A 20,435-nucleotide genomic window follows, 5' to 3' on the forward strand; every position below is an offset into this window, starting at 1 on the left:
TTGAGCCTACATAACAACTGCTCTATCACCGGTCAAAACCCAGAGCGTCACATTTCCTTTAAATTCAACAGCAAGGGATAGCCATATGAGATCGAAATCTGTTTGCGTCTACTGCGGCTCCCGCCCCGGTGCCGACCCCGCCTATATGCGCGACGCCAAGGACCTCGGGCGCGCGCTGGCCGAAGAAGGCTGGCGGCTTGTCTACGGTGCGGGCGACGTGGGCCTGATGGGCGCTGTCGCCAGAGAGGCACAGTCCGCGGGCGCCGAAACCTTTGGCGTGATCCCGCAACACCTTGTCGATTGGGAGGTCGGCAAGACCGATCTGACCTCCTATGTGGTTACTGAGACCATGCATGAGCGCAAGAAGGTGATGTTCATGAACTGCGACGCCGTAGTGGTTCTGCCCGGCGGGGCGGGCTCACTTGATGAGTTTTTCGAGGCGCTGACCTGGCGCCAACTCGGCCTACATGAAAAGCCGGTTTTCCTTGTGAATACAAATGGCTACTGGGATCCGCTTGTGACGCTCCTGACCCATGTCACAACCCAAGGATTTGCCGATGACAGCCTGCACGGCTACTACAGCACCGTGCCGGATGCCGAGGCCGCGCGTGCCGCCCTGCGCCGCGCATTGTCCTGACGCAGGGCTGAGACGGAATAGAACGCCAGCGCCGTCCAGATCAGGACAAAGGCGATCAGGTGCCAGCGTCCAAAGGGTTCGGAGAAGACAAAAACCGCGCAGGCGAATTGCAATGTCGGGTTGATGTATTGTAACAGCCCGACCGTGGTCATCGCCAGCCTGCGCGCGGCAAAACTGAACATGATCAGCGGCAAGGCGGTGATCGGTCCGGCAAAAACCAGCAGCGACATCGTGGTCAGATCGCCGCCAAAAACCGCTCCGCCATTGTGATAGGTTTGCAACAGAATGACTACGGCAAAGGGAACCAGCAGGAGCACTTCGGTGGTCACGGACACCACGGGCCCAACGTCGAGTTGTTTTTTGATCATTCCGTACAGGCCGAATGTCAGCGCCAGCGTCAGGGCAATCCAGGGCGCGGTGCCCAAACCAACCGTCAGAACCACCACCGCGACAGCCGCCAGTCCGACCGCCAGCCACTGCACCGACCCCAGCTTCTCGCCGAAAATCACCCGACCGATGACGACGGCGACCAGCGGATAAACGTAGTAGCCAAGAGAGGTCTGCGTCGTGCGCCCGGTTTGCACGGACCAGATAAAAAGCGCCCAATTGGCCGCGATCATCACAGACGCAACGGCGACCAATGCAAAACTGCGGCGGGTATTCATAGCCTGCAAGACTTCGCCCAGCCGTCCTTGTGCCCCCAGAACGACACCGAAAAACACCAGCGACCAGATCATGCGGTGCGACAGAACTTCCATCGCCGGGATATGCGACAGCATCTTGTAATACATCGGGGACAACCCCCAGACGGTACAGGCCCCGACCATCGCCGCCACGCCCTTGGCTGGCCCACTCAACATATTGGCACTCCTTCTTGCCGCCGGTTGTGATCCGAAAATCACCGCGCAACAAGCAAAAAGGCCCCGCCAGATGGCGAGGCCCTTGAATGCAGTCCGTTGAGGATCAGAGGCGCGAGGCGACGTTTTCCCAGTTCACCAGATTGTTCAGGAAATTATCGAGATACGCCGGGCGCTTGTTGCGGTAATCGATGTAGTAGGAATGCTCCCAAACATCACATCCCAGCAGCGCCGTTTGCCCAAAGCACAAGGGGTTCACGCCGTTTTCGGTCTTGGTGACCTTCAGCCCGCCATCTGCGTCCTTGACCAGCCAGGCCCAACCCGACCCGAACTGGCCCGCGCCTGCGGCCGCAAACTGCGATTTGAATTCATCCATTGAGCCAAAGCTCTCGTCGATCGCCTTGGCCAGTTCACCCGGTACGCCAACCGGGCGCGGCGACATCATTTCCCAGAACTGATTGTGGTTCCAAAGCTGGCTGATGTTGTTGAAAATCCCGTTCTGCGCCACGGCAGAACCGTCATAGGTGCCCTTGATGATCTCTTCGAGGGATTTACCTTCCCATTCCGTGCCTTCAATGGCCTTGTTGCCATTGGTCACATAGGCATTGTGGTGCAGGTCATGGTGATATTCCAATGTCTCGGCCGACATGCCCTGTGCTGCAAGCGCATCATGAGCGTATGGAAGGTCAGGTAGTTCAAAAGCCATTTGGGCCCCCTTTGGTGATTCAGATGGGTATGGAGAGACATGAAGCTCACCCAATCATAAGTTCAAGTGTTAACGGGCGCAAAAAGTTCCTGAAGCGCAATTATTCGGTGCGCGGCGTGCATTTTCCCTTACCCGAAAACCGATTGGGATAGTTCTCCGGCTTGGCGTAGATGGCAAATTTGTTGGTCTTCTTGTTGATCTGCGCGGAATAGTCGAAATAGCCCACCCGCTGGTTGGCGTCATCCTTGGCACCGCGGATCGTCCAGCGGACATCGAGACGTTTAGCATCGTTGCGCACGACCTTGGCGCTCATCGGTGTCTTGTTGAAATAGAGGATGACAGCATCAATGACCGTCACCTGACCATTTGGTTTGACGACAATACCGACCTTATCCGAAATCCAGTCGAGGTCCTTTCTCTTCTGCGTCACATCGCAGTCGTAAAGGACCCCCTGCGCGGCGCCAGCCTGCGCCATGAAACCCGCGAATAAGATTACCAAAAAACCACGTAACATCTTCACTCCTTACCACTTTTCCATTGCCATAGGGCATTTGCGTCGTTGAAAACCATTCTTGCGGCAGGAGCCTCCTGATGAGGTTCTATTGCCGTTATCCGGTCACTAGCCGGTACGTTTCTTGCAGGTGCCCTCTCCGGAAAACCGATCCGGATATCCATCCGGACGGGCATAAACCGATATCTTTCCGTTTTTCTTGATGGTCGCCTGATACTCGAAAATGGGCGCAAGTTGATTGTGAGAGTTCACAAAACCAGCGACCGTCCAGCCAACAAACAAGCGGCGATCATTCTTCCTGACCATATCCGCCTCGATCGGGCTCGCATAGACATGGAGGATCATCCCATCGCTGATCGTGGCCTTGCCATTCTGATCCAGAACAATGGCCAGCTTCTCCGAAATATAGCCGCCGCCCCTCTTCAACTGCGTGATGTCACAGTCATAAAGCACACCGCCGGAGGCGGCCTGGGCGACGGGTGCCAATGTCAGCAGGCCGAGGGCGGCCAGGGGTGCCATAAGGGCTTTAATGTGCATCGTTCATCCGCAGGTTTTTGACGTTCCGCCCCTCGGGTTGCGCCGAATTGTCGGAGCCGCAAGCCCGGGTCAGTTGAACGCCCCGTTATCATCAGGCGGAAAATCGCATTGACGCTAATGGGCGTCAACCCCACGATTGCTAAAGATTGACCTCGGAACCAGGCTGCGCGGCAACAGTCAGCAGGTCAAACACATATTGTGCTTGAGACCGGAAACAGATGATCTGAAAACTGTCTTCATCGCGCATCCAGAAGGCGGCAGGCACCTGCGCCATGCGGGTCCGGCGGAACATCCCCGGCTTGAATGCATCCGGCGACAGATCAACGGGGCAAAGCTTGGCGATGACCTCGCGCGCCCGGCCTCCGCCAACGCGAAAGGACGCGCGGGCGTCCGAGACATTGACCGCCAGCGCATGGGCATCGCTCAGGGTTTTCTGCATCAATTCGATATTCGCGGCTACTGTCTCATAGGGGCACAGCACCAACATCTCATCCGGGCTCATCCAGCAGATACCGCGATTTTCGACGCAATTGGCCTCGCCCTGCCCGGGCATATCTACCGCCGCAACGCCGGTCGCCGCATTCTTGACGGCCGTCGTGGAGAGATCGCCGCGCAGCGTGATCATGCCCTGCAAAGGCACTTCGGTAATGGTTGCGATACCGGCGTCGGACACGGCGCCATCGAGGGCGGTCACGGGATCAGACATTCCCCTTCTCCCCTTCCTTGTCATAGAAAACTGGATCGACGATCCGTGCTTTGTAGGTTGCGCCATTGGTGCCGGGGAATTCGATCACCTCCCCCATACGGTCCGGACCATGCAGCACCAGCCCCATGGCAATTCCTTTTTCAAGGTTGGGGGAGTAGTAGCTGGACGTCACGCGCCCGATCATGTTTTTCTGACCGTTGGCGTTTTCGCCATCCCCCAACGCGTAAGCGCCATCCGGCAGCACCGACCCCGAAAGCGTCTCCAGTCCGACCAGCTTCCAACGTTCCGGATCGGCCATATGACTGCGTTCCTGCGCGCGCTTGCCCAGAAAATCCTCTTTCTTTTTGGAAATCGCCCAATGCAACCCCAGATCCTGCGGGATTACGGTGCCGTCGGTCTCGTCACCGATCATGATGAACCCTTTTTCGGCCCGCAGAATGTGCAGCGCTTCGGTGCCGTAAGGCATCACGCCGAGATCATGATCCACGACCATCAGCGCATCCCAGAAGGCTTGCCCCTGCCCAGCATCGACGGCAATCTCATAGCTCAACTCGCCCGAGAAGGAGATGCGGTAGACCCTCACCTTGAAACCACCGAGTTCGCCATCGGCCCATTCCATAAAGCCCAATGCCTCCTTGGAGACATCCATACCGCCCAGCTTTTCCAGCGCTTTGCGGGCGTTTGGGCCGACCACGGCGACCTGCGCGTATTGCTCGGTCACATTGGCCACATAGACCTGCCAATCCCACCATTCGGTCTGCAGCCATTCTTCCATATGGCCGTGAATGCGCTCAGCCCCACCGGTGGTGGTGTGGCAGAGGAAGGTGTCCTCGTCGATGCGCGCCACGACGCCATCGTCGATGAGAAATCCGTTCTCCGAACACATCAGCCCGTAGCGGCATTTGCCGGGTTTCAGCGTGCTCATCATGTTGGTGTAGAGCATGTCGAGGAACTTGCCCGCATCTGGCCCCTTGACGATCAGCTTGCCCAGGGTCGAAGCATCCAGAAGGCCAAGGTTTTCGCGCGCGTTCTTGGTTTCGCGCATCACCGCGTCGTTCACGCTCTCGCCCGCGCGCTGATAACAGTAAGGTCTGCGCCAATGGCCGACCGGTTCCCAATGCGCCCCGTTGGCGTCGTGCCAATCGTGCATCGGCGTGCGCCGCAACGGCTGGAACACCTCGCCGCGCGCTTCACCCGCAATCGCCCCCATGGAAATGGGCGTGTAAGGCGGGCGAAAGGTGGTCGTACCGACTTGCGGGATCGTGGTATTCAGCGATCCTGCCAGTGTCGCCAGCCCGTTAATATTGCTCAGCTTGCCCTGATCCGTCGCCATCCCGAGGGTTGTGTAGCGTTTGGCATGCTCGACACTTTCAAAACCTTCCTGTGCTGCCAGTTGAACGTCAGAGACCTTGACATCGTTCTGATAGTCCAGCCAGGCTTTGCTGCGCAGCTCGATCCCGGCCCCTTGCGGCATCAGCCAGACAGGCGACATAGGCGCATCTTCCAGGCTTTCGGCCACCGGGCAGGCGGTTTGTTTGACCTTGTATCCTGCCGCTGATGCTGCAAGCTTGCCCGCCTGATCACCATCCCCCAATGCATCGCCCAGCAGCAGGCTGCCGTTGGCAGCACCAGCGGCGGTCACAAAGGGCTGACCGTCCGCGCCGGTCGGCGCTTTGTCCACATCCGGACGGAAATGTGCCTGCGCCACGTCCCAGACCAATTTGCCACCACAATGCGACCAAAGGTGCACCACCGGGGACCAGCCACCCGACATGGCCACGGCGTCACAGGCAATCTCTTCCAGAACCGCCCCTGCACCCGCCTGGCTGCAAATGGCGACACCGGTCACGCGCTTGGAACCTTTCACCGACGCAATCGCATGGCCCATCATCACCCGAATACCCAAGGCCTTGGCCTGTTCCATGACCGGGCTGTCCACGGCCTGCACACGTGCATCAATGATGACCGGCACGCTCAAACCGGCATCTTTAAGGGAAAATGCCGTCAAATAGGCATCATCGTTGTTGGTGACCACAACCGTACGATCGCCCGCAGAGACCCCGTAATTCACTACGTAATCGCGCACAGCAGAGGCCAGCAGAACCCCCGGGATGTCATTTCCCGCAAACGACAGAGGCCGTTCGATGGCGCCGGTGGCCGTCACGATATGGCTCGCGCGAATGCGCCATAACCGTTGGCGTGGCCCCGGTTTTTCGGGGCAATGATCGCGCAGCTGCTCGTATCCCAACACGTAACCGTGGTCATAAACCCCCGCGCCCATCAGGCGATTGCGCATCGTCACATTGGGCATGGACTGCAGCTCGGCGACGGTTTGCTCCACAAAGTTCTCCACAGGCGCGCCATCAATTGAGCCGCCATCGACCGGTGCCCGCCCGCCCCAATGGGCGGATTGCTCGACCAAAAGCACCTTGGCCCCTGTCTGAGCGGCCGCCTTTGCGGCCTGCAACCCTGCGACACCACCGCCGATCACCATCACATCGCAAAAGAAATGATAATGTTCGTAGGTATCGACATCGCGCGCCTTCGGTGCCCGCCCCAGACCCGCGGAATGGCGGATGATCGGCTCATAGACATGTTTCCACAGGGGCCGTGGGTGGATGAACATCTTGTAATAAAAACCGGCGGGCAGAAAGCGGCTGAGACGGCTGTTGATTGCACCGACGTCGAATTCGAGGCTTGGCCAGTGGTTCTGGCTCTGGGCACTCAGCCCCTCGAACAACTCAGTGGTCGTGACGCGCTGGTTCGGCTCGAATTTCCCTTCCGCACCAAGGTTGACCAGACCATTGGGCTCCTCGGCACCGGATGCCACCACGCCACGCGGGCGGTGGTACTTGAAAGACCGGCCGACCAGCATCTGGTCATTGGCTAACAGGGCCGAGGCCAGCGTATCCCCTTCGCAACCGCGCAATTGCTTGCCATTGAAGGTGAAATTCATCGCCTTTTGCCGGTTCAGCAGACGGCCACCTTTTACCAGACGCGTGCTCATTTCAGGATCCTCACGGAACGCCGGGGCATCATGGCCGCCGGGCAGGAAAAATTCTTGTCAACGAAAGTGGCGTGCTGCGTCACTTGAAAAGCCTCCACGACCAGCCCGGGCGCTCGCCACTGATTTTCTCACAGATATCCTTGGGGGGTTCATAGGTTTGGGCCGCGTAGGTGCCGAAAACCTGCAACGTGGTCGTGCAACGGGCCGCGTGGAACCATTTGCCGCAGCCATAGGCATGACGCCAGCGTTCGAAATGAACCCCACGAGGGTTTTCGCGCATGAAGAGATAACCTTCAAAGTCATCGTCAGTGGCACCGGGGCCAAATCTCTTCAGATGCGCTTCACCACCTCCGTGGAATTCGGTTTCTTCGGCAGTCACACCGCAGACAGGACAGGTAAGGCTCAGCATGGCAAGGCTCCGGCAATCGGGGCACGGCACGCCAAAAGGGCGGACGTCAAAAGACGCCCGCCCTTGGCGGTCCGCACAATGAAGTGGGAGTTATTCGACGACAGCCGGCGCTGTTTCAGCGGGGGCTGTAGGTGCGGACTCGATGGCTGCGGGATCACCGGCAGCATCGGGGTCAGTGGGGACGGTGCCAGTGCCAAGCACTGCCAGCAGGAAGACAAATGCGCCGATAACCACCAGCGCGATGAAGATGCCTTTACCACTGACGCCGTCGTTGTGGGTCGTATAGTCAGCCATGGTTCTGTCTCCTTGTTACGGGAGGCCAGTGTGTACGGCAGGGACCGGGTCGCAATATCAGCGGAAAACCCCGGTGAATTTCGGCGCGCGCAAGCCGGTTGGCCCTGTTTTGGACGGCCAGATTGTGCCGAAAGGCCACCGGAAATTGCCGGGTCGAGCCCGCGCAAGCGTGCATCTTCCGTATCGCCAAAGGCACTTATGCGCGTTAACATCCTCAGACCCGAGAGAATAAAGGACCCGATATGAGCGACACGATGATCGCGGTGCTGGGCTTTGGCGCCATTGGCGCGGTGGCACTTTTGATGCTGATCAGGGAAAGACGTGCCATGGCCGCCCGTAAAGCCGCGCGCGGCGGGCGCGAAGTCGATGTCAGCCAGTTGATCGCCTTTGGCAGTGCCGCCGGTGAAGGCAAAAAATCCATCGAAGACTGACATCAGTGCGCCACCCCGGCGGCCACGCTTTCGTCGATGAACCGCCCCTCGCGGAAACGCTCCATGCCAAAGGCATCCGTCAGCGGCCCGTGACCCTTGGCGATCAGCTCCGCCATGGCCCAGCCGGACCCTGGCGTCGCCTTGAACCCGCCGGTGCCCCAGCCGCAGTTGATGAAGACATTCTCGACCGGTGTTTTTGACAGGATCGGCGAGCGGTCCCCGGTGATGTCCACGATCCCGCCCCATTGGCGCAGCATTTTCAGGCGGCTGACCATCGGGAAGGTCTCGACCAGCGCCCGCACCGTTTCCTCGATATGGTGGAACGATCCGCGCTGGGTGTAATTGTTGTACCCATCGGTGCCACCACCAATCACCATCTCGCCCTTATCGGACTGGCTCATGTAGCCGTGCACGGTGTTGGCCATAACGACAACATCCATGCAGGGTTTGATTGGTTCGGAAACCAGCGCCTGCAAGGCCACACTTTCAATCGGCAGCCGGAAGCCCGCCAGCCCCGCCACATGGCCGGAATTGCCCGCAACCACAATGCCCAGCTTGTCGCAATCAATCGACCCCTTGCTGGTATCAACGCCGACCACTTTGCCGCCTTCGCGGCGCACGCCCGTGACCTCGCATTGCTGGATCACATCCATGCCCATGTCCGAACACGCCCGCGCATAGCCCCAGGCCACCGCATCATGCCGCGCCGTGCCGCCGCGCGCCTGCCAGAGCCCGCCCAGCACCGGGTAGCGTGGCCCGTCGATGTTGATGATCGGCACCAGTTCCTTGACCCGCGTCGGATTGATGAATTCGGTTTTCACCCCTTGCAGCGCATTGGCATGGGCGGTGCGCTGATAGCCGCGCACCTCGTGATGGGTCTGCGCCAGCATAATCACGCCACGCGGGCTGAACATCACGTTGTAATTGAGATCCTGGCTCATGGTCTCATAAAGCGACCGCGATTTTTCATAAAGCGCCGCAGACGGATCCTGCAAATAGTTCGAGCGGATGATGGTGGTGTTGCGCCCGGTGTTGCCGCCGCCCAACCAGCCCTTTTCCAGAATGGCCACGTTTTTGATGCCGAACCGCTTGCCCAGGTAATAGGCCGTCGCCAGACCATGGCCGCCCGCGCCAATGATGATCACATCGTATTTCTTTTTTGGCTCAGCCTTGCGCCATGCCCGTTCCCAGCCCGTGTGATAGCGCGCAGCTTCCCGTGCGACCGCAAAAACCGAATAGCGTTTCATGGCAAGACCACCCCAAGACAAAGAATGCGGATTCGGCCCGACATTCAGAATGACACCGTTCTGCTGCACTGGCCGAAAAAGAGGATACTGCGCGCGCCGCTTTCTAACAAGTTTGCGACACCTTTCACTATTGCAACAGCGGCCACGCGAAGGCGTGATCATTTGTCTCTTTTGCACCGGCGCAATGGTGGCTACATCTGACGTCGAAGGAGCCGTTACGCATGACACTATTCTGGATCATAGCCGGGGGGCTGGCGCTGATGGTATCGGTGGTACTGGCCGCGGGCCTGCGCGCTCCGCGCAAAGGACTGGTTGAACCGGCCGCTGCCTATGATCTGCGTGTCTATCGCGATCAACTGCGCGAAGTGGACAAGGACCTTGCGCGGGGTGTTGTCAGTGCGGCGGATGCCGAACGGGTGCGTGCCGAAGTTTCGCGCCGTATCTTATCGGCTGATGCCGCCCTGCAAGCGGAAAACCTGTCAACGGATGCCAGCAAGGGCGCGCCAGCGCTTGTCGCGGGTGTTCTGGCCCTGATCTTGATCGGTGGCAGCGTGGCGCTCTATACGCAGCTCGGCGCACCGGGTTATGGCGATCTGGGTCTCCAGAGCCGGATTGCCCTGGCCGAAGGCGCGCGTGAAAACCGCCCCAGTCAGGAGGCGGCAGAAGCCAGCCTGCCCGCCGGGGCCACGCCACAGGCAAGCCCGGATTACGTGGCGCTTGTCGAGAAGCTCAGGGAAACCGTTGCCGAGCGTCCGGATGATCTGCAAGGCCATATTCTGCTGGCCCAGAACGAAGCCAACCTGGGCAATTTCCCGCAAGCGGCTCGCGCACAGGCCCACGTCCTGCGCATCAAGGGCGATGAGAGCACCGCAAATGATTTCGTGGATTATGCGGACATGCTGGTGCTGGCGGCAGGTGGTTATGTCTCTCCGAGAGCCGAAGAGGCCCTGCGCGCGGCCCTGACGCTCGATGCAACCAACGGCACCGCACGCTATTATCTGGGGCTGATGATGGCCCAGACCGGGCGGCCCGACACGGCGTTTCGGCTCTGGGACGCGCTTTTGCGCGAAGGCCCGGAAGAGGCCCCCTGGATTGCCCCGATCCTGTCGCAGATCGAAGACATGGCGTTCCGCGCAGGCGTAACCTATCAGCTGCCGCAGATCGGCACCGGGCGCGGCCCCACAGCCGCCGATATCGAAGCCGCGCAGGACATGAGCCCCGCAGAGCGCATGGAGATGATCCAGAGCATGGTCGCGGGTCTCTCCGAGCGGTTGGCAACCGAAGGTGGCACGGTTCAGGACTGGGCGCAGCTCATCAGCGCATTGGGCGTCCTTGAACGATATGATCAGGCGCGCGCAATCTATGAAAACGCCATTGAGGTTTTTGCCGATGACACCCGCGCTCTTGATTTGTTGTTGCGCGCGGGCCAGCGCGCTCAGGTTGTCGAATGATCTTTGAAGATGTCGCGGAATTTGCGGCCAGCCTGCCACCCAAGCAGAGCATCGCGGGGCTCGATCTGGGCACGGTGACCATCGGGGTTGCAGTCTCAGACACCTTCCTGTCGGTCGCCACCCCGCTGGAAACGATCAAAAGGCGCAAATTCACGCTGGATGCGGCCCAGCTGGCAAAAATCATCGCAGACCGCCGCATTGGCGGGATCGTGCTAGGCTTGCCACGCAACATGGATGGCTCCGAAGGACCACGCTGCCAGTCCACGCGCGCCTTTGCGCGCAACCTCGCGCGCGCAGACGGGATCGGCGTGCCAATCACCTTCTGGGATGAACGCCTGTCAACCGTCGCCGCAGAACGCGCGCTTCTGGAGGCGGATACGTCGCGAAAACGTCGCGCCGAGGTTATTGATCACGTGGCCGCCGGGTATATCTTGCAGGGAACCCTGGACCGTATCCGTGTGATCCGGGCGGGTATGGAAGGGTAGCACATGACAGATGACATCTGGCGCCGCGAGGAGGTCGAAAGCCCCTGCATCAAGATCTGTGTGGTGCACCCGGAGGCCCGCATCTGCACCGGCTGTCTGCGATCCATCGACGAGATCACCCAGTGGTCACGCATGACGCCCGAAGCACGCCGCGCGGTCATGGATGAATTGCCGACCCGCACCGGCCTGATCACCAAGCGCCGGGGCGGACGCGCGGCGCGGCTGGCCCGCTAGAGGCACCCGCTCATGCCCGCTTGCGTGCCTTGATCATGGTCGCCGCCTGTGTGTACCCGCCCGAGGCACCATCGATGAAGTGGATGTGGTCATCGGTCAGAACCGAGGGCACGATGCAGGTCATCATCGCCTGATCCTGCTCGAAAACACCATAGTCCACCACCCCGTCCGCCTGCGCTTTGTCCAGCAAGGCCTTGATTTTCCTCAAGGTATCCGGGTCGCAATCCAGCGTCATCTTCAGCCCGTCATCATATTTGCGAAAGTCCGAATTGCGCGAAACAGTGCGCGCATAGTGGTGACCGTTGAAGCCGCCCACGGTCAGACCGCTGCGGATCAGCACCCAGGCCAGCAGCGTTTCGAGCAGTATTTTCCGCCGCGTGGCGCTGAACGATCCGTCGCCTTTGGTCGCATGTGCCTCCAGCTTGACGCCGGGCGGCGGCCAGCGGTTGCCCGGCCCGTCTGCGGGCACCGGATGCCCACCCCGCGCCAACCCTTGCGTCAACGCGATGACCTGGCCCACCACTTGCGTGAACCTCGCGCCATCCACACCGCCCACGGGCTGCATCACCAGCGACAGGATCGTGCCATTCTGCGCCGTGGTCGGCGACCAACGGCAGGACAGGCCAGTCAGGTCAGGCACGGTGCCCGCAGGCGCTGGATCGAACCCGTAATTCTTTGATTTCAAGGAGCTTTCCGCCCAGGATACGCCGCCCCCGTTGAACATAGCATAGTCCGCCGTCTCAGAAGCCTGATAGCGTGCCACCCTGATGCTGAGACCGGCGGCCAGAATGTCACGCACCGGCACCAGCCCGGCGCGCAACCCGATCTCGAACTCATCCGCAGCCCAGCGCTGCACCGCACGCAGAGCGTCTTCAGCCACGGCCCGCTGCTCGGACCAGATCGCAAAAGTCGCCCCGTCCCCGCCAAAAACAAAAGGAAAGGGCGCACCACCCGCCGCGTTGATCTGCGCCGAAATCACCGCTGCCCCGACCATGTTGACCGTCTTGTAGCGCCCGTTGGCCACCTCAACCGTGGAATTGACCACGTCGGACACCCCCACCAGCCAATCCTCGGGAATGGCGGTGAAGCAGGCGGGATCGCACAGGCTGTCAAAACTCGCGGTGCGCGGAAGATCAGCGTAGAATCGCGTGCTTGTGCCCATGCTTTCCCCCCGCGTCTGGCCTCCGAAGCAGCCTAGCACAGCCTGCCGCCGCGATGAACTCCGCCCCTCAGTGCGCCTGCAAATTGCGCACTTCGGTCCCGGCCAGTTCCAGAAGCTGTTTCATAAAGAGCGTTTCCAGATCGTCCTGCCGGACTGCCGCATAAAGCCTGCGCGGGATGCCTGCTTAGGCCCGTTGGTCAGAAATCCGGGCACCGAAACGTCAGAGCTTTTTGATCAGATCGGGAAGCTTGCGATAATCCAGTGTGATGATCAGGCTGGGCCCCATAGGGTTTTGATCGTCCATCAGCACTTCTTCATAGGCATCCATGACGGTCTTTGCGCCCTCGGTATCCGCCAGCATGTTCGGGTTCATCATGGTGTGTATTTGTTCATCCGTCAGGCCAGCGTTGGTTTCCGGGTTGGAAAGAATGGCCCGGTCCTCGTCTGAGATGGGCCCGCCCTTGTAACCGATGCTCACGCCTTCGGCCCCTTTGAGCGACTTCATGAAGTGCATGTGTTCCGGCACGACATCGCGGTCGATCTTGCCCGCCAGATTCTGACGTTTCACCCCGGATTTCTGCGCTGCCGATTTGCGCCGTTTCTGCGCTGCGAAACCCTTGGCCCATTCAAACCAGCCCCCCAGACTTGAGCCCAGAAGCTCGACAATCTGTTTGGTCACGACGGCCCCTGTCGGATGCCATTCCAGCACGCCCGCAACGCCCGAAAACCTGTGATGACCCGCCATCAGGCTGTAAAGTTCCTGAAAATAGGCCTTCAGGTCACCTGGATTTGCAGGCTCGCCGATCTTGCCCGTGACATGCAAATCCGCCCAGTTGCGGTTGGGACCGGTTTCGATCGTGCCGGAAAAAACGCCGTGCTTCAAAGAGTTGCTGAAAAACTCCGGTACGTCCTGAGCCACAGCCTCCACTTCGGGCTCCGGCTCGGCCAGCGCGCCGGCACCGGCGTCCCTGTCCAGATCAAGATCGGTGCGCGCCACGGTTTCAGGCCCGTCACTGCCTTCGAATTCAACGCTGTAGCTGTCTGTATCGTTGTTGTCTGACACCACGATCCGGCCCCGCCGACCCGTGGCATCCCGCACCCTTGTACCCGGCGCCAGCCCCTCTGCCACGACACGTTGCAACGGGGCATCGGGGCGCGCATGCAAATTGGCGCGGGTCTGGATAGCGTTCAATGCAACAACACTTTGGCTGGTGCTGGCCTTCTGCGCCAGAACACTCAGTCTTGCACCACCCGGTTTCGCGATGGGGTTGGCCGATCTCTCAGGAGGCGCGCGGCGCTGCTTGTCAGCCTTCATGCCGGCTCGGTCTTCTCTGTGAAAGCATCCATTACTTGCAACCTATACTAGAAAATGCTCCGCGCGAAAGCCTGATGGATGTCCCTCACTGCATTTGAAGTTTGCGTGCTTCTGTCCCGGCCAGTTCCAGCAATTGTTTCATATAGGGTTTTTCCAGATCGTCCTGCCGGACAGCGGCATAAAGCCTGCGCGTGATACCCGCCTCAGTCAGGGGCCGCGTGATGTAGTCAGAGGAATATTTGACCTCGCGCACAACCCAGTCGGGCAAGACCGACACCCCGCGATTTGACGCAACCAGCAGCAGGATCACCGCGGTCAGTTCCACCTGCCGGATCGCTGCCGGTTCCACCTTGGCCGGGATCAAAAGCTGACTGAACACATCCAGCCGGGTGCGCTCCACCGGGTAGGTGATGAGCGTCTCACCCCTGAAATCGGCCGCATCCACATAGGGTTTCTTGGCCAGCGGATGTGTGCTGGCGGCGACAAAAACCGGCGCATAATCAAAGAGTTCCACAAATTCCACACCTTGCAACTCCTCGGGGTCGGAGGAAATAACCAGATCGACCTCTTCTTTCAGCAGCGCAGGCAGCGCGTCAAAGGCGAGCCCGGGGCGAATGTCCACATCCACATCGCCCCAGTTCTTGCGGAACAATTCCAGCACCGGAAAAAGCCATTCAAAACAGGCATGGCATTCAATGGCGATATGCATCCGCCCGGTCGATCCCGCTCGCAGGCCGGTGAATTCTTCCTGCAAGGCCTGCACCTGCGGCAGAACCTGCTGAGCAAGCTTCAACAGGCGCATACCGGCCGGCGACAGTTTCAGCGGTTTGGAGCGGCGCACGAAAAGTTCCACACCGGCCTGATCCTCCAACCCCTTGATCTGGTGGCTCAGCGCCGATTGGGTGATGTGCAGCTGATCGGCCGCCCGCGCCAGCCCACCCGCCTCGTGAATGGCCTGAATGGTGCGCAGATGGCGGAACTCGATATGCATATGATCCTCATGTTAAAGATGAGAGTTATGAATTTGTCTCACGAACACATCTGTGGCACAAGGCATGAAATCATGAGGATCCTGTTTGATGCCCACGCCCTCCGTCTCGTTTGAAGTCTTCCCGCCCCGTTCCATCGACGCCTCTTTCAAGCTGTGGGAAACCGCGCAGGCGCTGGCACCGCTGGAGCCACGGTTCTTCTCCGTCACCTATGGTGCGGGTGGTAGCACCCGCGACCTGACCCATGATGCCGCCTATACCCTGCGCAAATCATCCGGGCTGCCGGTCGCCGCACATCTGACCTGTGTGGGGGCAACCAAATCCGAAACCATGGCCACGGCCCAGCGTTTCGCCAAGGCAGGTGTGACCGACATCGTGGCCTTGCGAGGCGATCCCCCCGAAGGTGCCGCCGGGTTTGAGCCACACCCTGAGGGTTTCGCAAATTCCTGTGAATTGATCGAAGCGCTGGCGCAGACCGGCCAGTTTACCCTGCGTGTCGGGGCCTATCCCGAGAAACATCCGGATGCGCAAAATCAGCAGGCCAACATCGATTGGCTCAAGGCCAAGATCGACGCAGGGGCTGACGAGGCCATCACCCAGTTCTTCTTTGAGACGGACACGTTTTTGCGCTTCCGGGATGACTGCGCCAAAGCGGGCATCACAGCGCCGATCACACCGGGCATTCTGCCGATCATCAACTGGACGAACGCGCGCAAATTCGCGCTGCGTTGCGGCGCAAACGTACCGGACTGGCTCGATCAGGCGTTTGATACCGCCATCCGCGATGACCGGCATGACCTTCTGGCCACGGCAATCTGCACGGAGATGTGCTCGGACCTGTTGGACGAAGGCGTCGACAGTCTGCATTTCTACACGTTGAACCGGCCCGAAATGACCCGAGAGATTTGCCACGCGTTGGGGGTCACACAGGCCGTTACCGGCGTGCGGGACGTCGCGTAAGTCTTGTAGCTCAAAACCGATAATCCTAGCTTCCGGGGTAGCGCAGCCCCGGAGACGCCCATGCCCATCGCCACATCCCCCGCCGATCTGATGCCCCAACACGAGGTGCTACAGCTCTCCGGTCTGGCATTCATGCAATCGATCCTGGAGGGCAAGACGCCCGGCCCGCCGATTGGCCAGACCATGGGCTTCACGCTGCAAGATGTGGCCGAAGGGCGCGCGGTTTTCACCGGCACGCCTGAGTTCAACGTGACCAACCCGATGGGCACCGTGCACGGCGGATGGTACGGCGCGCTTCTGGACAGCGCTTTGGGCTGTTCGGTGATGACCTGCGTGCCGCGCGGCTCGGTCTATACAACGCTGGAATTCAAGGTGAACATCCTGCGCGCCATCCCGCTGGGCACGCGCGTGATCTGCAAGGCTGAAGTCGATCACGCCGGACGTTCCACCGGGGTGGCCCATGCTGAGATCAGGGGCGCTGATGATGACAAGCTTTACTCTACGGGCTCCACGACCTGCATCATCATGAAGCTAGCCTGACCCACGACCCGCAAACGGGATCAATCGGGATCGATGTGCAGGCCCCTGCTGCGTGCCAGCGCCCGGCAATAGGACGTCCAGTCGCGAAAATCCTCGCTGAAAAAATAGAGCGCGCCCTTGTCCGACCATTGCGCGCATTTCTCACCCCAGAGGTGGGAGACATAGCCTTCGGTATCGGAGCGTCTTTCATTTTCGGCCTGCGCCAGTGCTGCGTCCGCCCAAACCTGCGCTGCGGCATGAAGCCGTCGGGCGCGATCAAAGGTGCTGACGCGGTCGGATGCAACGGTGTAGAGCGCACCGCATTGGATCATGCTTTCGCTGATCGGCTGACCGGCATGGGCGGGCAAAAACCCCGCCATCCAGACAGCGCAAATCAATGAAGTCTTTCGCAACATCAACCACCTCCAGGATACGCAAAAGGTGAATAACAGGGCAATATGGTGAGAATTTGGCGGGGTTCTCTAGACCGTTTTGCTGAACCGGACCCAGCCGCGCGCCGGAGGTTTTGCGGCCTCTCTCAAGGAAACGCTGTCGTGCAGATGTTCCGATGGATCGAGGCCTACTTTGCGAGCGCGACGGGAAATGAACCATCTGCCGTACCCTCTGAAAGTGCCCGTCGAGGGTGCTGTGGCATCCTGCGCAAACCGTTGCGCCCAGCCATCGGGCAGCGGCAGCCCGCAGATTTGCGCGCGCTCCAGCATCCAGACAAGCGGTATGTTGGATAACTCGCGCGCCTCCTCATAGCCGCCCAGCTGCCCCCCCACATCGCCATGAGTGCCCGGAAACCAGACCTGCTCAACCTGCCCTTCGAACCCCTCCGGGGACGTCCACATCACCGGCGCATAAACCACGCGGGTTTCATCAAGCGCCAGTGCCTGGAACCCGGCTTTGACGTTGTGGCTCAGATGGTGGTTGTGAAACGCATGACGCGCTTCGCTCAGGCGCCACAGAAGCGGCGCATTGAACCCAAGTGATTTGACCGTGTCCCAGACGCCGATCATTTCGATCTGCACCTCGCCCAGACAATGCGCGGCGCGAAATTCGCGGGCGCAGGCACTGTCCGGATCTCCCTCATAGTGGCGGTAGACATCGCGAATATTGCGTTCCGTTGCCTCTTCTGCACGCAAGAGCCCCATGCGGTCGATCACGCCCGCAAGGCTGCGGACCGCATAGGCCCCCCGCGAATACCCCATCAGGAAAATCTTGTCGCCCGGACGGTACCGCGAGGCCAGATAGCCGTAGGCGCGTCGTATCTGGCGGTTGATCCCACGCCCCTGCAACACATCCATGGCCGAGCGCCAGCCATTCCATTGCAATCCCGGTTCATAGTAGATCGACAGTTCGCTGCCGACTTCGCGGCACAGATGATAGGCCCTTCCTGCGTTGGTTTCGCACCCCGGTTCGAGCGAGGACATGGTGCCATCCAGGATCACCACATGGACAACGGGGCCACGGCGGGGGCCAAAATCGCTATCGGGCCGGCGCCAGAACCTGCTGCGCAGCCAGCCGAGCCATCTGTTATTCCGCCGCGAGGACCTCACTGTTCAACAGCTCCCAAACTTTATGCGGTGTGAAAGGCATATCAGCCTGTCGTACGCCCCGCTCCCAAAGCGCATCCTGAACCGCGTTCGCAACGGCGGCCAATGCACCCACCGTGCCCGCTTCGCCACATCCCTTCATACCCATGATGTTGGCGGTGGAGGGCACCGGTTCCGATGTAAAACTAATAGTGGGTATGTCATCCGCGCGCGGCAAGGCGTAGTCCATGAACGATGCCGTGAGCAATTGCCCATCCGCGTCGTAGACAACATGCTCTGTGATCGCCTGACCGATCCCCTGAGCCACCCCGCCATGAACCTGACCTTCGGCCAGCATCGGATTGATAAGATTGCCGAAATCATCAACGACCGTGTAACGCTCGACCGTGACCACACCGGTCTCGGGGTCGATCACAACCTCTGAAACATGACATCCGTTTGGAAAGCTGCGCGCGGGCAGAGTGGCGCGCGCTTCATGTACCAGCAGATCATCGCGCCCTTTCGCGCGGGCCATTTCTGCCACCTCCAGCATGGTCGGTGTCAGGTTCGACCCATCAGCGCGGAACCGTTCGTCGTCAAAGCTGATCTCTGAAGCGGGTACGCCCATTTCATCGGCCAGAAAGGCAGAGAAACTCTCGGTCATCGCTGAAACCGTGGCCAGTGTCGCATTGGTCTGCACGGTGACGGATCGCGACCCGCCCGTACCACCGCCCGAGGCGATCAGGTCACTGTCGCCTTGTACAACGGAGATCATTTCAGCGGGAATACCGGTCTGATCGGCAAGGAAGGCGGCAAAAACCGTCTCATGCCCCTGCCCTGTGGATTGTGTGCCCACGTAAATCGTCACCGTACCGTCCTCATTAAACGTCACCTTCGCGCCTTCCGAAGGATCACCCAAAATACTTTCAATATAGTAACACAAACCAACGCCTCTCAGAAGACCGCGTTCGGCATCAGCCTTTTTGCGCGCCTCAAAGCCTGAAAGTGCCGCTTCCTGCACCGCCCGGTCGAGCACCTTGTTGAAATCCCCCACGTCGTAGGTTTCGCCCACGGTGGTGTCGTAGGGGAACTGTTCGGGCTTGATGAAATTGCGCCGCCGCAGCGCAATGGGGTCTACGCCCAACTCGCGCGCCGCCCGGTCCATCAGCCGTTCCAGGACGTAAATCGCCTCCGGACGCCCAGCGCCGCGATAGGCATCCACATAGGTCGTATTGGTGTAAATCCCCTCAACCCGCAGCCAGGTTTTCTGCACGTCATAGACACCCATCATGACGCGGCTGAAAAGCTGCGATTGAATGAATTGCCCGAAATGGCTGTTATAGGCGCCCAGATTGCAGCGGGTGTGCACCCGGTAGGCGATGATCCTGTTGGTCTCGTCAAAGGCGAACTCAGCCGTGGAAACCAGATCACGGCCAGCATTGTCCGACAGCATGGCCTCGGTGCGTTCCGACATCCAGCGCACAGGACGCCCCGCAAGCCGTGCGGCATGGGCCGCAAGGGCGTATTCGGGATAGGGAAACCCCTTCATGCCAAAACCACCGCCCACATCCGGCGTGGTCACGCGCACATCGGCTTCTTCGAGCCCCAGTGCCTTGGCAATGAATTCCTTCTGGCCCCAGACCCCCTGTCCGCCCAGCGACACATGCACCCGGTTACCGTCCCATTCGGCAAAACACCCGCGCGGTTCCAGCGAATTGACGATGATCCGGTTGTCTCCAACATCCAGGCTGACGGTTCTGGCCGCTGATCTGAAGGCGGCATCGGTTGCTGCCTCGTCCCCCATTGCCCAGTCAAAGGCCCGGTTGTCTGGCACGTCATCATGCACAGGCGCGCCCCCGGCCGCCACATCCATCTTGGCGGGCAGATCATCGTAATCAAGCAGTATCAGCTCTGCCGCGTCGCGCGCCTGATCCAGCGTTTCGGCCACCACAAAAGCAACCGGCTCGCCGACAAACCGCATCTTCCCCTTTGCCAGCAAGGGGCGCTTGGGTGCCGCCCCCGGGGTGCCATCGTGGTTTTTGACCGTCGCCCCAAACATGTTGACATCCATGCCGGCCGCTTCGAGGTCATCTATGGTCAGAACCGCATGGACACCTTCGGCCTCTCGCGCGTCCGACACATCCAGTGTAGTGATCACACCATGCGCGACAGGAGCCCGGAAAACGAAGGCCCGCAGCGCATTTTCCGGCGCGATATCATCTACATAACGGCCATGGCCGGTCAGGAACCGCACATCTTCCACACGTCTGATCGATTGTGATTTGCCGAACTTTTCCATGGGGAATTTCTCCTTGTGCCATCTTGTGCCATCGCGTCACGCGGACACTAGCGGCAAGGGCGCGCTTGTCCAGTCACGCGAGCGATGGTTTGATCACCCAGTCGCCGGATCGGCGGGAATGCGACCTCCGCCCAGGTCGCA

Annotated in this window: 22 protein-coding genes; 7 read left to right on the forward strand and 15 right to left on the reverse strand. The window is 60.0% G+C overall.

The window, feature by feature from the left end:
• Positions 1 to 85: 85 nt before the first annotated feature.
• Positions 86 to 637, forward strand: a complete 552-nt coding sequence (locus Q0802_RS03055; protein WP_298913323.1) for a TIGR00730 family Rossman fold protein — start codon at positions 86 to 88, stop codon at positions 635 to 637.
• On the opposite strand, the gene rarD is transcribed toward Q0802_RS03055, so the two are convergent.
• The 8 genes from rarD to Q0802_RS03095 form a co-directional block, all read right to left on the reverse strand.
• Complete coding sequence (gene rarD / locus Q0802_RS03060; RefSeq protein ID WP_298913325.1) at positions 577 to 1,497, reverse strand: EamA family transporter RarD; 921 nt, start codon at positions 1,495 to 1,497, stop codon at positions 577 to 579. The two genes, Q0802_RS03055 and rarD, sit on opposite strands and share 61 nt — an antisense overlap.
• Before the next feature lie 103 nt (positions 1,498 to 1,600).
• Positions 1,601 to 2,200: a superoxide dismutase gene (locus tag Q0802_RS03065; RefSeq protein ID WP_298913327.1), complete on the reverse strand. Its 600-nt coding sequence runs from the start codon at positions 2,198 to 2,200 to the stop codon at positions 1,601 to 1,603.
• Between the two features lie 100 nt (positions 2,201 to 2,300).
• Entirely contained in the window at positions 2,301 to 2,714 is a 414-nt protein-coding gene (locus Q0802_RS03070) for a hypothetical protein (protein WP_298913330.1), read from the reverse strand.
• A 105-nt stretch (positions 2,715 to 2,819) separates the two neighbouring features.
• Positions 2,820 to 3,248, reverse strand: coding sequence for a hypothetical protein (locus tag Q0802_RS03075; protein WP_298913333.1), 429 nt, complete (start codon positions 3,246 to 3,248; stop codon positions 2,820 to 2,822).
• 139 nt (positions 3,249 to 3,387) lie between these two features.
• Positions 3,388 to 3,954 (reverse strand): sarcosine oxidase subunit gamma family protein, encoded by a 567-nt coding sequence (locus Q0802_RS03080; protein ID WP_298913336.1) that lies wholly within the window; start codon positions 3,952 to 3,954, stop codon positions 3,388 to 3,390.
• Complete coding sequence (locus Q0802_RS03085; protein ID WP_298913338.1) at positions 3,947 to 6,961, reverse strand: sarcosine oxidase subunit alpha family protein; 3,015 nt, start codon at positions 6,959 to 6,961, stop codon at positions 3,947 to 3,949. Before Q0802_RS03085 ends, Q0802_RS03080 begins: the two co-directional genes overlap by 8 nt.
• 79 nt (positions 6,962 to 7,040) lie before the next feature.
• Positions 7,041 to 7,370: a sarcosine oxidase subunit delta gene (locus tag Q0802_RS03090; RefSeq protein ID WP_298913341.1), complete on the reverse strand. Its 330-nt coding sequence runs from the start codon at positions 7,368 to 7,370 to the stop codon at positions 7,041 to 7,043.
• A gap of 90 nt (positions 7,371 to 7,460) precedes the next feature.
• A complete protein-coding gene (locus tag Q0802_RS03095) occupies positions 7,461 to 7,664 on the reverse strand; it encodes a hypothetical protein (RefSeq protein ID WP_298913344.1) in 204 nt (67 codons plus the stop codon).
• A gap of 242 nt (positions 7,665 to 7,906) precedes the next feature.
• Between Q0802_RS03095 and Q0802_RS03100 the strand changes: the two genes are divergently transcribed.
• Positions 7,907 to 8,095: a hypothetical protein gene (locus Q0802_RS03100; RefSeq protein ID WP_298913347.1), complete on the forward strand. Its 189-nt coding sequence runs from the start codon at positions 7,907 to 7,909 to the stop codon at positions 8,093 to 8,095.
• Between the two features lie 2 nt (positions 8,096 to 8,097).
• On the opposite strand, the gene Q0802_RS03105 is transcribed toward Q0802_RS03100, so the two are convergent.
• Positions 8,098 to 9,342: a sarcosine oxidase subunit beta family protein gene (locus Q0802_RS03105; RefSeq protein ID WP_298913350.1), complete on the reverse strand. Its 1,245-nt coding sequence runs from the start codon at positions 9,340 to 9,342 to the stop codon at positions 8,098 to 8,100.
• 221 nt (positions 9,343 to 9,563) lie between these two features.
• Here Q0802_RS03105 and ccmI point away from each other — a divergent pair, with 221 nt between their 5' ends.
• The 3 genes from ccmI to Q0802_RS03120 are packed head-to-tail and all read left to right on the forward strand — an operon-like array spanning position 9,564 to position 11,512.
• The gene (gene ccmI / locus Q0802_RS03110) at positions 9,564 to 10,793 is read left to right on the forward strand and encodes a c-type cytochrome biogenesis protein CcmI (RefSeq protein ID WP_298913353.1); all 1,230 of its coding nucleotides are present in this window, start codon (positions 9,564 to 9,566) and stop codon (positions 10,791 to 10,793) included.
• Entirely contained in the window at positions 10,790 to 11,278 is a 489-nt protein-coding gene (ruvX, locus tag Q0802_RS03115; RefSeq protein ID WP_298913356.1) for a Holliday junction resolvase RuvX, read from the forward strand. The genes ccmI and ruvX overlap by 4 nt, the downstream gene beginning before the upstream one ends.
• 3 nt (positions 11,279 to 11,281) lie before the next feature.
• Complete coding sequence (locus Q0802_RS03120) at positions 11,282 to 11,512, forward strand: DUF1289 domain-containing protein (protein ID WP_298913359.1); 231 nt, start codon at positions 11,282 to 11,284, stop codon at positions 11,510 to 11,512.
• 10 nt (positions 11,513 to 11,522) lie between these two features.
• Here the strand turns inward: Q0802_RS03120 and Q0802_RS03125 are convergent, their stop codons facing one another.
• The 3 genes from Q0802_RS03125 to Q0802_RS03135 form a co-directional block, all read right to left on the reverse strand.
• Positions 11,523 to 12,674 carry a DUF3095 domain-containing protein gene (locus Q0802_RS03125; RefSeq protein WP_298913362.1) on the reverse strand — a complete coding sequence of 384 codons (1,152 nt, stop codon included), beginning with the start codon at positions 12,672 to 12,674 and terminating at the stop codon, positions 11,523 to 11,525.
• 220 nt (positions 12,675 to 12,894) lie between these two features.
• Positions 12,895 to 13,989 (reverse strand): hypothetical protein, encoded by a 1,095-nt coding sequence (locus Q0802_RS03130; protein ID WP_298913365.1) that lies wholly within the window; start codon positions 13,987 to 13,989, stop codon positions 12,895 to 12,897.
• Positions 13,990 to 14,074: 85 nt separating this feature from the next.
• Positions 14,075 to 14,980, reverse strand: a complete 906-nt coding sequence (locus Q0802_RS03135; protein WP_298913368.1) for a LysR family transcriptional regulator — start codon at positions 14,978 to 14,980, stop codon at positions 14,075 to 14,077.
• An 88-nt stretch (positions 14,981 to 15,068) separates the two neighbouring features.
• Here Q0802_RS03135 and metF point away from each other — a divergent pair, with 88 nt between their 5' ends.
• Positions 15,069 to 15,938, forward strand: coding sequence for a methylenetetrahydrofolate reductase [NAD(P)H] (gene metF / locus Q0802_RS03140; protein WP_298913370.1), 870 nt, complete (start codon positions 15,069 to 15,071; stop codon positions 15,936 to 15,938).
• Between the two features lie 60 nt (positions 15,939 to 15,998).
• Positions 15,999 to 16,478, forward strand: coding sequence for a PaaI family thioesterase (locus Q0802_RS03145; protein WP_298913373.1), 480 nt, complete (start codon positions 15,999 to 16,001; stop codon positions 16,476 to 16,478).
• Between the two features lie 20 nt (positions 16,479 to 16,498).
• Here the strand turns inward: Q0802_RS03145 and Q0802_RS03150 are convergent, their stop codons facing one another.
• From Q0802_RS03150 to Q0802_RS03160, 3 genes are all read right to left on the reverse strand, one after another.
• A complete protein-coding gene (locus Q0802_RS03150; protein ID WP_298913376.1) occupies positions 16,499 to 16,873 on the reverse strand; it encodes a hypothetical protein in 375 nt (124 codons plus the stop codon).
• A 66-nt stretch (positions 16,874 to 16,939) separates the two neighbouring features.
• A complete protein-coding gene (locus Q0802_RS03155; RefSeq protein WP_298913587.1) occupies positions 16,940 to 17,980 on the reverse strand; it encodes a DUF2235 domain-containing protein in 1,041 nt (346 codons plus the stop codon).
• 16 nt (positions 17,981 to 17,996) lie between these two features.
• Positions 17,997 to 20,294 carry a xanthine dehydrogenase family protein molybdopterin-binding subunit gene (locus Q0802_RS03160; protein ID WP_298913379.1) on the reverse strand — a complete coding sequence of 766 codons (2,298 nt, stop codon included), beginning with the start codon at positions 20,292 to 20,294 and terminating at the stop codon, positions 17,997 to 17,999.
• Positions 20,295 to 20,435 lie beyond the last annotated feature (141 nt).

The sequence above is a fragment of the uncultured Roseobacter sp. genome (assembly GCF_947495275.1).
Classification (GTDB): domain Bacteria; phylum Pseudomonadota; class Alphaproteobacteria; order Rhodobacterales; family Rhodobacteraceae; genus Roseobacter.